Annotated in this window: 10 protein-coding genes and 2 other annotated features; all 10 genes read left to right on the forward strand. The window is 27.0% G+C overall.

Going from position 1 to position 12,413, the window contains the following annotated elements; translation table 11 throughout:
- Positions 1-29: 29 nt before the first annotated feature.
- Positions 30-341: a hypothetical protein gene (locus IC219_RS00650; RefSeq protein WP_227853314.1), complete on the forward strand. Its 312-nt coding sequence runs from the start codon at positions 30-32 to the stop codon at positions 339-341.
- Between the two features lie 116 nt (positions 342-457).
- Positions 458-1,393 carry a sugar-binding transcriptional regulator gene (locus IC219_RS00655; protein WP_227433000.1) on the forward strand — a complete coding sequence of 312 codons (936 nt, stop codon included), beginning with the start codon at positions 458-460 and terminating at the stop codon, positions 1,391-1,393.
- A 127-nt stretch (positions 1,394-1,520) separates the two neighbouring features.
- Complete coding sequence (locus IC219_RS00660; RefSeq protein WP_227831114.1) at positions 1,521-3,374, forward strand: ATP-binding protein; 1,854 nt, start codon at positions 1,521-1,523, stop codon at positions 3,372-3,374.
- 80 nt (positions 3,375-3,454) lie between these two features.
- Positions 3,455-3,695, forward strand: a binding site (T-box leader).
- A 69-nt stretch (positions 3,696-3,764) separates the two neighbouring features.
- Positions 3,765-4,003 (forward strand) — a binding site (T-box leader).
- A gap of 84 nt (positions 4,004-4,087) precedes the next feature.
- Positions 4,088-5,305, forward strand: a complete 1,218-nt coding sequence (locus IC219_RS00665) for a homoserine dehydrogenase (protein WP_227433002.1) — start codon at positions 4,088-4,090, stop codon at positions 5,303-5,305.
- Positions 5,306-5,418: 113 nt separating this feature from the next.
- The gene (locus tag IC219_RS00670; protein ID WP_227831113.1) at positions 5,419-5,955 is read left to right on the forward strand and encodes a hypothetical protein; all 537 of its coding nucleotides are present in this window, start codon (positions 5,419-5,421) and stop codon (positions 5,953-5,955) included.
- Between the two features lie 224 nt (positions 5,956-6,179).
- Positions 6,180-7,445, forward strand: a complete 1,266-nt coding sequence (hisD, locus tag IC219_RS00675) for a histidinol dehydrogenase (protein ID WP_227831112.1) — start codon at positions 6,180-6,182, stop codon at positions 7,443-7,445.
- A 218-nt stretch (positions 7,446-7,663) separates the two neighbouring features.
- Complete coding sequence (locus IC219_RS00680; RefSeq protein ID WP_227823767.1) at positions 7,664-8,758, forward strand: ROK family protein; 1,095 nt, start codon at positions 7,664-7,666, stop codon at positions 8,756-8,758.
- A 1-nt stretch (position 8,759) separates the two neighbouring features.
- Positions 8,760-9,710: a BadF/BadG/BcrA/BcrD ATPase family protein gene (locus IC219_RS00685; protein ID WP_227831111.1), complete on the forward strand. Its 951-nt coding sequence runs from the start codon at positions 8,760-8,762 to the stop codon at positions 9,708-9,710.
- Complete coding sequence (locus IC219_RS00690) at positions 9,703-10,887, forward strand: hypothetical protein (RefSeq protein ID WP_227831110.1); 1,185 nt, start codon at positions 9,703-9,705, stop codon at positions 10,885-10,887. The genes IC219_RS00685 and IC219_RS00690 overlap by 8 nt, the downstream gene beginning before the upstream one ends.
- Before the next feature lie 12 nt (positions 10,888-10,899).
- Entirely contained in the window at positions 10,900-12,396 is a 1,497-nt protein-coding gene (locus tag IC219_RS00695; protein WP_227482377.1) for a sugar ABC transporter ATP-binding protein, read from the forward strand.
- The last annotated feature ends 17 nt before the right edge of the window (positions 12,397-12,413 follow it).

Here is a 12,413-nt window from a genome sequence, read left to right on the forward strand (position 1 = left end):
TAGGTTTTAATATAATTGGAGGGGAATTTATGGAATTTGTACATATAGGTGTTATAACAGATAAGCTACAAGAGCATGAAGAGTTTAATGAAGAATTGAAGGTGTATATAACAGACCCAAAATACACAGATTTCAAATATGAATATTTAAGATTTGTTGAAGGAAGTCCACTTCCAGAAATAATGCAAAAAAATCCTCATGTTGCATATAAAGTAAAAAATATGGACAAATATCTGAGTGAGAATGAAGTAATTGTAGAACCTTTTAAAGTAGGAGATAACTTAAAATGTGCATTTATAATTAATGGTGGTTTTATAATTGAATTAATGCAAGAATGTTAATAATTAAGCTAAAAAGCCCAGAATTTTTCTGGGCTTTTTAAATTTTTTATACAACTTGACAAATTTTATCTAATGAGATAATTTTATCTTAGAATTAGCTTTGAAAGGATGAAAATATGACTATTGAAAACGAAATGTTGAAATTAGTAGAAGTATCAAAAATGTATTATGAAGATAATAAAACTCAAGCAGAGATTGCAAAAATTTTAGGAGTATCAAGACCATTGATAAGTAAAATGTTAAATAAAGCAAAAGAAATTGGAATAGTAAAGATAGAGATTAGGGAACTATTTTCTAGTAATGATTTGCTGATGAATCAGATGAAAGAGATATTTAACATTAGAGGTGGACTAATAGTACCAGAAGCTAAAACCGAATATATAACTCAACAAACTATACTAAGTCATGGAATAAAATATATAAAAGAAGAATTACCTAAGGTTAGTAATGTCGGTATAGGATGGGGATATACTATAGGTAATATAATAGAAGAAATACAAAAGAGTGAGGATACTTTTACTTTTAAAGGAGAAGTATATCCATTGGTTGGAATGGCTAACATACCAAATAAAGGATATCACCCTAATGAATTAATATCTGTATTTTCAAATAGTACAGGATTTAGTCCTGTATTTTTATATGCGCCTGCATTTCCAACTAGTAGTGAAGAGCGAAATATCTATTTGAAAACTGAAAATTATCAGAGTATGGAGAAAAAATGGGATAATATAGATACAATAATTTTATCTGTTGATAATTATCCTCAGGTTCCAGACCAAGCTACTGCGATTAGATTTGGAAAGAAGCTTACAAAAGAAAAAGCAATAGGTTCCTTTTTATCTTATTATTTTAATAAAGATGGAGAAATAATTAAAAGTGATAGTGATTATGTCATACAAATACCTCTTGAAAAATTAAAAAAGGCAAAAAAAGTAATAGCTATATGTTCAGATTCTAGTATAGATTCAATAACAGGTGCACTGAAGACTGGATACATAACACATGTCATTACCGATGAAAAAAAAGCGACACAAATAATTATAAACAAATAATAAATTACATAAAATTAAATTTATTTGAAAATATTTGTTATGAAATATGTTATAATTAATAGAAAAATGTCATATAATTACTTAAGAAGTATTATTATAAATAACATTGAGAGGTCGTGGTTAGGATATGGATATCCATAATAAATATGTGAATTTTATAAAAAATATACCTGTGCCTTTTTTATACTGTAAGATTATAAGAGAACATGAAGATATAGAATATAGAGTGGAATATATAAGTAAAGGTATGAGTCAAGTATTGAAACTAGAAGAGGGAATTTGTGATAAAGATATATTAGATGTATTACCTATATTTAGAGCAAAAAAATATTCTAAAGAGTTGTTCTCAGATAATATAGATTGTATAAAAAGATATATTCCAGCACTTAAAAATTGGATAAACATAAGAAAACAAATAGTTGGAGATTCGTACGTAGTTTTGTATTTTAGTAAAATAGTATTCGATTATAGACAGATAATCGATTCATTTGATAAAAAAGAAAAATTAGCTTATGTTAAAGATGAAGAAGGAATATATATAGATTGTAGTGAAAATTTAATATCAATATTAAATAACAAAATTAAAACTACAAAAGATATATTTGGAAAAAACGATATAGAAGTATGGGGAGAACGAACTGGAAAATTATTTAGAGATGACTATTTAGAAGGAATATCTAGTAAAAAAAGATTTTTACAAAAACTATTTGAATACGAAGAAACATTTTTTATGGTTGAAAAATATTTCTTATATGATGAAAGTGAACTTTTAGGTACTATAGGAATAATAGATAATATAATATACAGTGGATATAATAATAAAAACTATGATTCAAAAAACTTAATGAAGATGATTGAACATTCAATACCAGAGAATATGTTTTATAAAGATGTATATGGAAATTATATTGGATTTAATTCAGGATTTTTGAATCTAGCATGTATGAATAAAGAAGAATTACTAGGTAAGAATAGTCATAAATTATCAACAGAAGAATCTCTTATAGACAAGATATGTAAAAGTGATAAGGATGTAGTTGAAAATAAAAAGATTGTTACATTTGAATCAAATATGACTATACATAACGAAAATAAATGTATTGAGATTACAAAAAGACCATATTTTGATAGTTATGGTAGTGTCATTGGAATAATTGGTACAGCAAGAGATATAAGTAGAAGAAAAAAACTAGAAGAAGAGATGGATAAAAATAGAATGGAGTTTTTTGCAAATCTATCTCATGAACTTAGAACTCCTATAAATTTAATATCATCTTCATTACAAGTAATAGAAAAGAAAGAGGCAGACTTAATAGAATCAAATGATACTCTAAAAAGAAATCTAGGTATAGTAAAACAAAATGGAAATAGAATATTGAGATTAGTAAATAATGTTATAGATTTTACAAAAATGCAGTCGGGATATTTGGATTTTAAGCCAAAAGAGTCTGATATAATATCATTTGTGGAAGATATATGTATGTCTGTAGCTGATTTTGCAAGTCAAAATAATATACAACTTACATTTGATACAGAAATAGAGGAATTTTCAATGTTATTTGATTCAGAAAAATTGGAAAGAATAATATTGAATTTACTTTCTAATGGAATTAAGTACAACAAAGAAAATGGGAAAATAAATATATTTTTATATGTGAAAGATAATATGTTTGAAATGAAAATATCTGATAGTGGTATAGGTATACCAAAAGAAAAAATAGATAAAATATTTAATAGGTTTGAACAAATTGACAATGAACTTTCTTATAGAGTTAAAGGCAGTGGAATTGGGCTTTCATTAGTGAAATCTTTAGTTGAATTGCATGATGGTAGTATATCTTTAAAAAGTCAACTTGGTGTTGGAAGTGAATTTATTGTCTCGTTGCCAGTTAGAAGCAATAATAGTGAAAAATGCAATTATAAAAGAGAGCTCAGTAGTGAGCTAAGTAAAAAATTAGAAATAGAATTTTCGGATTTATAGATTAAGTATAAAAAATAAAATTAAAAAAACTATTGACAATTTATTTGTAAGGGTTTAAAATAAATTACAATATAATAAATAAAAAAGCGATGAATAGGAAGAGTAAATCTAATTCGATTATCAGAGAGAAAAGTCCATTGGCTGAAAGACTTTTTAAATTAGAGAGATTGAAAACTACCTAGGAGCTACTTTCTGAAGTTATCTATATTAATAGATTTTAGTAAGAATAGTCGTTAACTACGTTAAAGTTTAAAGTGGGTTTTCATAAAAAATGAAAACTAAATTAGGTGGAACCGCGGGAATTATACTCTCGTCCTTATGTTATAAGGATGGGAGTTTTTTGTTATTTAAAATATTATTTGAAAGTATAAAAAGGAATTATAAAAAATTATAAAAGCGATGAATAGGAAGAGTAAATCTAATTCGATTATCAGAGAGAAAAGTCCATTGGCTGAAAGACTTTTTAAATTAGAGGGATTGAAAACTACCTAGGAGCTGTTATCTGAAGTTACTCTAAAAAGAGTTTTAGTAAGATTAACCGTTAACTGCGTTAAAGTACAAAGTGGATTTTGTCAATAATTGACAAAAATCAAATTGGGTGGAACCGCGAGTATAGACTCGTCCCTTTATATAGGGATGGGTCTATTTTTATTACAATAAAAGATTGAAAATTAAAAAAAATCGGAAAATTATAAATTTAGGAGGAAAATAAAATGCAAAATAAAGTGAAAATTGGAGTACTAGGATATGGAACTGTAGGAAGTGGACTTATAGATATAATAGATAATAATAAAGAGAAAAGAAATATAGAAATAGTTGGAATATTAGTTAATAATTTAGAAAAGCATAAAGAAAAAAAATACTCTAATATAATAACTAATAATATAGATGACATATTTGAGAAAGATATAGATATATTAGTTGAAGTTATGGGTGGTTTAGAACCAACACTATCTTATATAAAAAAAGCATTAAATAATAAAATTCATGTTGTTACAGCAAATAAAGATTTACTAGCTGAATGTGGAGATGAACTTGCAAAATTAGCTAGTGAAAATAAAGTAAGTATTAAATTTGAAGCTTCAGTTGCTGGAGGTATACCAGTATTAAAGCCAATAATAGAATCATTAGAAGGAAATAATATAGACAGCATAAATGCTATTTTAAATGGAACTACTAACTTTATATTATCTAAAATGTATGATGAGGATTTGTCTTATGACATGGCATTAAAACAAGCTCAAGAATTAGGTTTTGCTGAAGCAAACCCAGAGTCAGATGTATTAGGATATGATGCTGCTAGAAAGCTATCAATATTGTCAACTCTAGCTTATGATAATAGAGTATACTGGAAAGATGTATATCTAGAAGGAATTACAGATATAGATGAAAAAGACATAGAATATGCTAAAAAACTAAATTGTAAAATAAAATTAATTGGGCAAAGTAAATATGAAAATGATAAAGTAAGTGCATTTGTTAGACCTGTTTTAGTGGAAAAAGATAACATACTTGCTAGAATAGACAATGAGTTTAATGCTGTCATAGTAAATGGAGATTCAGTAGGAGAAGTTTCTTTTGTAGGTAAGGGAGCTGGAAGTCTAGCAACAGGAAGTGCAGTTTACTCAGATGTTATTGATATAATAGATAACAGAGTTTCTAGTATAGATTCTTTTACTAAAGATAGAATACAAGTAAATAAAATAGTTAGAGAAAAATGTGGAGCACTTCTTAGATTTAAAAAATGTAATAAAGATGAAATATTGAATATAGTTGGAAATTGCTTAGTAAACTATGATATTTTAAATGATGATGATGAGCTTGCTATTATGGTTTATGCTGACTCTGAGTATGAAATAAATAACAGTTTATGTCTAATAAAAGACAAAGGATATTGTGAAAAAATGAATAAAATGTTGAAAATAAGCTAAAAAGAAAAGAATATAGGTTTCTATGTAACATATTTTGGAAATTTTAATACTATATAGTATGAGATGAAACAAAACATCTCATAAAAAATTAAAATTAAAAGGAGATATGCTATATGGGAAATAATAAATGTTCAGGAGATTGGTATAGAAGAAGTTATTCTACATCAAGATGGTTCCAAGATGATAATAATTCATGGGATAGAGATAGAGACAGAGATAGAGATAGTGACAGAGACAGAGATAGAGATAGTGACAGAGACAGAGACAGAGATAGAGATAGAAATTGTGATAGATTTAGAAGAGAAGCAGAAAAAAGAGAAAGAGAAGCAAGAGAAGCATTCTGTGAAGCTGAAGAAAGAGGAAGAGAAGCAAGAAAATTTGAAAATGAAGCTAGAAAAATGTGGGAAAAAGCAGAAAAATCTTGGAATGAACACTCAGCTTATAATTATCAAGGTATAGAATCTCTAGAAGAGTCTAGAAGATTCTTTGACGAAGGTATGGAATGTGAAGCTAGAAGAAATGGAAACAACCATAATAACCATGATTGTGATAGATGTAGATGTCATAAGTGTAATTGTGACAGATGCAAATGTGACAAATGCAACAAATGCAAATGTGATAGATGTAATTGCAATTGCTGTAGAAGATAAAAAATTTCATTGACAAATTAATAGTTAAAATATATCATATTATGTATAATAAAGAGAAAATTCAGAAAGATTAACTGAAATATAAGTATAGTTATTAGACAAATAGTGCTCAGTCAGTGAGGTGAGTACAATATGATTAAACTCCTATCCTCTAGTTATTGATAGAGGGTGGGAGTTTTTATTTATTGCTAGAATGATAACATTATAAAACTAGGAGGGAAAAGATGAAGATTATAAAAAAATCAAATATAAAAGAAAAGGTAGATGAAAAAATACTAAGAGAAGAAGTAAGTTCTATAATAGAAGATATAAGAAATAATAAAGAGACTGCGTTGAAAAAATATAATGAAATGTTTGATAAAAACACAAGAGATGAATTCAGAGTTACTGAAGAAGAAATAAAAGAAGCCTACAAACATGTAGATGAGGAGTTTATAAACAATTTGAAAATTGCTGCTAAAAATATAAGCGAATTTGCAAAAGCCCAAAAGGCTAGTTTCGAAAATTCTTTTGAAAAGGAAATCTATCCAGGCGTTATTTTAGGTCAAACTAATATTCCTATAGAGTCATGCCTTGCATATGTTCCAGGTGGACAATATCCTTTATTTTCAACAGCTCTTATGCTTATAATACCTGCAAAAATTGCAGGAGTAAAAAGAATAGTGGCATGTTCACCAACTATGAAAAACACTAAAAATATAAATCCTAAAACATTAGTAGCTATGGATATAGCAGGAGCTGATGAAATATATGCAACTGGAGGAGTTCAAGCTATAGCAGCATTTACATATGGTACAGAAAAGGTTAAACCTGTTGATATAATTGTAGGACCAGGAAATAAGTTTGTAACAGAAGCTAAAAGACAATGCTATGGGCAAGTCGGAATTGATTTTGTAGCTGGTCCAAGTGAAGTTCTTATAATAGCTGATGAAACTTCAAATCCAGTCTATATTGCAGCTGACTTGTTGGCACAATGTGAGCATGATTTAAATGCAAGAGGTATATTATTAACTGATAGTTTAGAAATAGCACAAGAGGTTGAAAAAAATATGAAAATCATGTTAGAAAATTTACCAACAAAAGATATTGCATATAATTCATGGAAAAATAATGGTGAAATAATACTGGTTGATGATATAGATGAAGCAGTAAAAATAAGTAATTTTTATGCACCAGAACACTTAGAAATAGCAGTAAATAAATATGAAGAAATTTGTGATAAACTAACTAACTATGGCTCATTGTTTATTGGAAACTTATCTGCTGAGGTATTTGGTGATTATGTTTCAGGTACAAATCATACACTACCAACATTAAAAGCATCAAGATATACTGGTGGTGTTTGGGTTGGTACTTTTATAAAAACTTGTACAAAGCAAATATTAAATGAAAAAGCTATAGAAGTATTAGCTCCTGTTGCAGAGAAGCTAGCAAAAGAAGAGGGATTATATGCACATGCAAAGGCAGCAGAAGTTAGATTTAAGAAGTAGATAAAGAGAGTTTTAATTGTTATAAAAATATATACTGCAGTAAAAAATAAAATTTTAGAAACAATTATTTATATTATAGTTGAGAATTTAAAAGAAATAAATTTAGAAATAACCTATTTTAAATTTATTTCTTTTTTATTGGAATAATATTGACAAATTTAACCTGTAACTATTATACTAAACTTAATAAATAAAGTTTATAAAGTAAGGTGTTGTTTATGAAAAATATAGTTGGAAAGCCACAAACGATAAAAAAAGTAAATGAAGACTTAATAAAAAATATTATAAAAAATGATGGACCTATAACAAAGCCAGAAATTTCAAGCATTACTGAATTGAGTTTAGCAACAGTTAATAAAATTGTAGAACAATTAGCTTTGAAAAATGAAGTTAAAGTAAGTGGATTAAATGAATCTACTGGAGGAAGAAGAGCTCAACTATTTGAAATAAATGCAGACTTAGAACATATAATAGCCTTGTATTATTATAGAAACAGCTGTATAGGAGTAGTTGCAAATTTATTAGGTGAAATAACTTATCAAGAAGAGTTCAATATAAGAATGGATACATATGAAAACGTTAACCACGATACTTTTTTTGTTATAGATACTTTGATTGAAAAAGTAAGGGGAAACAATATAAGAGCGATTGGAATTGGTGTTCCAGGAGTTGTAAAAAAAGGTGTAGTCAAAAACATTCCAACAATAAAAAGTTGGGAAGGTATAGATTTAGAAAATTTAATAAAGAGTAAATATAACACTAAAGTATTTATAGAAAATGATACAAATATTACCACTATTGGAATTTATCAAAAACAGTACAAAGACGAATATAAAAATATGGCACTTATGTATTTAGATGATGGTATTGGCTCAGGTATAGTTATAAATGGTGAATTATATCTAGGTTCTACAAATTTTGCTGGTGAACTAAGCTATCTAAATATAGAGTTTAGCAAGTATAACTATGATAACTTAAATATTGAAGATTACATTATGAGTTTAAGAAAAAGATATTTAAAGAGCAAAGATAATAAATTTAAGAAAGAAATTTTATCTATAATATCAAATTTTGTAAGGACTCTTGTTTGTGTTTTAAATCCAGAAGCTATGATTATACAATGCAATATATTAACTAAAAGTGACATGGAATTTATAGAAGAAGATGTAAATAAAAGTGTTGGAGGAGAAAATTTCCCTAGACTAATAAAAGTGGAGTCATTGAGAGAGGGAAGTATAAATGGGGTAATTAGTATGTGTTTAAAAGAAACTGACTACCAATATTCCCTATCTAATAAAAAAGGAGGATATTAATGTGAAATATTTGATTTCAATAGATGGAGGGGGAACAAAAACAAAATTTTGTGTAAGTGATTTAGATGGAAATATACTTAAAGAACATACTACTGGTTCAACTAATTATAAGTCAGTTGGAGTTCAAAAAACATATGAAAATATTAATAATGGATTTGAGAAAATATTAAAAGATTTACATATTGACTATAACGATATTGAGTACACTGTATTTGGTATATCTGGATGTGATTCTCCAAATGATTATAATATTATAATGGATGAAATATTAAAAGTTGGGTTTAACAAAGAAAAAATATATTTAGTAAATGATGCAGTTTTAGCCTTTTATGCGCAAACTGATGCTCCTGGCTTAGTAATTGTAGCTGGTACAGGTTCAATTGTATTAGGAATTAGGGAAGATGGAGACATATATAGAGTCGGTGGATGGGGATATAATTTTAGCGATTTGGGTTCTGGATATGATATAGGAAGAAAAGTACTAAAGAAAGTTTTACTTTATTGTGATGAGTGCCATGAATATAGTGATTTATTCGATTGTGTTTTAGATTTCTTTAATGCAGATAGCTTTAAGAAACTTACATATATGATTACTGAAATAAATAACAATGTTGAAATAGCAAACTTAGCTTCATTAGTGATTGATTGTGCTGAACGAGATGATAAATTAGCTATTGAAATACTGAGAGAGTCATCAATTGAACTGTCCAAATTAGCTCAAGTAATATTAAGTAAAATATCTAATTCAATGAAAAATAATAAAAGTGAAATAGATATAGTTTTATCTGGTGGTACATTAAACAAAACTATATATGCTCAAATGTTAATGGACAACTTAAGGGAAGAAAATACAGATAAAAAGTTAAAATTTATACTTCAAGAAAATCAGCCAGTATATGGAGGTATAAGACTTGCTATGGCGTTAGCTAATAGGAGGATCAAACATGGATAGGAAAAAAATAGTTGTACAAATCTTTACAGGTGGATTCAAAAATAAAGAAATAAAATTTAATGATATAAAATGTAAGCTATTAGAATTAATGGAATGTATTGATGTAGAAAAAGTCATTATGGGTTGGAGTGTAGACAAAGAACTATATGTAAAAACTAAAAAACTTTTAAAAAAATATAATGTTGAATTATATCTTTGGTTCCCATGTTTTTCGGAAGTAGGATTACTTGAAAAAAGTAATCTATTAGTTGATTATACTGGAAAAGAAGTTAAAGGATATGCATTACAAGAAGATGAAAACTTTGAATTTTATTGTCCAAATAGTAAGGGAAATATAGAAAACATAAAGAAAATATATAGTACTTATTTTAGTGAAATTGAGTTTGATGGAATTTTTTTAGATAAGATAAGGTATGGCTCTTTTTCTAATAAATTAAATGGTGTTTTTAATTGTTTTTGTAAAGATTGTTTAGATATATATGAAAAAAATAATATTGATAAAAGGTCATTAATGATAGAAATGGATAATGTATCTAATGAAGTTATAGTTAGTGAAGATACTCCATTTGGTATAACAGAATACATTAATGGAAAATACAAATTTAAAAATAAAATATGGGAAGATTTTTTTGAAATGAAAAGTCAAAATATATATAACGCACTAGTGGATATAAGTAGTTATTTTAAAAGTAAAGGATTGAAAATAGGGATAGACACTTTTTCCCCTTTTATCTCTTACTTTGTAGGTCAAGATTTAGAAAAATTACAAGAAGTAGCAGATTTTATAAAACCAATGATGTATAGAATTACTAAAGCTCCAGCAGGTTTGCCATTTGAATTTGAAAGATTAATTGATGAATCAGTACATGAAAATAAAGAGATTGCAAAAAGAAATTTATTAGATATTTTAGGAATTAGAGAGTATGAAGGAGATATATATCCTATAAAATTTGTGCTAGAGGAAATCGATTTTATAACAAAAAATCTTGTCAAAGATATATATGTAGGTATTGAAATAAATAAAAAAGAAATTATAGCTCCTGTTACACCTAAATATATAAGTGAAAATATTTCAAACATAAATAAGACAACAGTAAAAGGGTATGTACTATCTTGGGATTTGTTATCAGCACCAAAAGAAAATATTGATGAAGTTATAAATTGGTTTAGGAATTAGTGAGGTGATATAGTGAGTAAGATACTAAAAATGCAACAAATATATAAAAGTTTTGGAAAGGTAGACGTTTTAAATGGTATAGATTTTGAACTAGAAAAAGGAGAAGTAAGAGCCCTTTTAGGAGCTAATGGAGCAGGAAAATCTACACTTATTAAGATTCTAGGAGGAGTCCATTCTCAAACTAAAGGTAAAGTGATTTTAGCTGGCAATGAAATAATGTTTAAAAACCCACATCATTCTAAAGAAAATGGTATTAGTATAATTTATCAAGAATTAAGTTTAATACCAACTCTTACAGTTATTGAAAATATTTTTTTAGGTAGAGAGACTTTAAAAGGAATTGTGTTTTTAAATAAGAAAGATATGCTAGAAGAATACATGAAAATTTGTGAAGATTTTGACTTTAATATAGACCCACATGTAGTAGTGTCTAATTTGAGTGTAGCAAATCAACAAATGGTTGAGATAATGAAAGCAGTTTCATGTAATTCTGAAATCATCATAATGGATGAACCTACAACATCACTTACTAATAATGAAAAAGAAGGATTATTTAAAATAATAAACAGATTGAAATCTAAAGGTAAGACTATAGTTTACATTTCTCATATACTAGAGGAAGTTTTTAAAATATGTGATAGTGCAAGTATAATGAAAAATGGAACTATGATTGGAACTTATGATGTAAAAGATTTAACTAAATTAAAAATAACTCAACTTATGACAGGAAATGATAATCACAAACTTATTGAGAAGAAGGATTATACATTTGCAAAATATGAAGAAGCTCCTGTATTAGATGTTAAGAATGTAAGTTGGTCTAATAAAATAAAAAATGTTTCATTTAAAGTTTATAGAGGTGAAGTTGTAGGTCTTGCAGGTCTTGTGGGTTCAAGAAGAACTGAAATTATAAATTTAATATTTGGGATAGATAATAAAGATAGTGGAGATATATTTATTAATGGTAAAAATGTAGATATAACTTCTCCTAAAGTTGCTATAAAAAATAAAATAGGGTTAATCCCTGAAGATAGAAAAAATCTTGGGCTAATTTTGGAACAAGCTATATATACTAATTCGGCATCAGTACAAATTGATAAATTTAAGAAATTCTTGTTTATAGATAAAAATAGAGAAATTGAGTTTTCTAAAAAGGGTGTCAAGGAACTAGGAATAAAAGTTAGTGATGTAAAACAAGAAGTAAAAGAACTTAGTGGTGGAAATCAACAAAAAGTAGTAGTCTCTAAATGGTTAGACAAAGACTTAGATTTAATAATATATGACGAACCAACAAAGGGAATAGATATTGCTGCAAAAGAAGATATTTTTAATACAATAAAAGAATTTTCAAGTAAAGGGATAGGAGTAATCTTTATATCTTCTGATTTGGAAGAAGTAATAAGAGTAAGTGATAGAATTTTAGTGACAAGAGAAGGTTCTATTGTGGATGATTTAAAAAATGAGAATATAAAAGTTCAAGATATAATGAACAGTATATTTAATGTATAAAAGAAATGAAAATGGAG

The organism is Clostridioides sp. ES-W-0018-02, from assembly GCF_020658175.1.
Lineage (GTDB): Bacteria > Bacillota > Clostridia > Peptostreptococcales > Peptostreptococcaceae > Clostridioides.

What these genes read in the sequence shown, in the direction of transcription:
- IC219_RS00650 (WP_227853314.1), top strand. Translation starts at nt 30, where the DNA reads ATGGAATTTGTACATATAGGTGTTATAACAGATAAGCTACAAGAGCAT.
- IC219_RS00655 (WP_227433000.1), top strand. Translation starts at nt 458, where the DNA reads ATGACTATTGAAAACGAAATGTTGAAATTAGTAGAAGTATCAAAAATG.
- IC219_RS00660 (WP_227831114.1), top strand. Translation starts at nt 1,521, where the DNA reads ATGGATATCCATAATAAATATGTGAATTTTATAAAAAATATACCTGTG.
- IC219_RS00665 (WP_227433002.1), top strand. Translation starts at nt 4,088, where the DNA reads ATGCAAAATAAAGTGAAAATTGGAGTACTAGGATATGGAACTGTAGGA.
- IC219_RS00670 (WP_227831113.1), top strand. Translation starts at nt 5,419, where the DNA reads ATGGGAAATAATAAATGTTCAGGAGATTGGTATAGAAGAAGTTATTCT.
- hisD (WP_227831112.1), top strand. Translation starts at nt 6,180, where the DNA reads ATGAAGATTATAAAAAAATCAAATATAAAAGAAAAGGTAGATGAAAAA.
- IC219_RS00680 (WP_227823767.1), top strand. Translation starts at nt 7,664, where the DNA reads ATGAAAAATATAGTTGGAAAGCCACAAACGATAAAAAAAGTAAATGAA.
- IC219_RS00690 (WP_227831110.1), top strand. Translation starts at nt 9,703, where the DNA reads ATGGATAGGAAAAAAATAGTTGTACAAATCTTTACAGGTGGATTCAAA.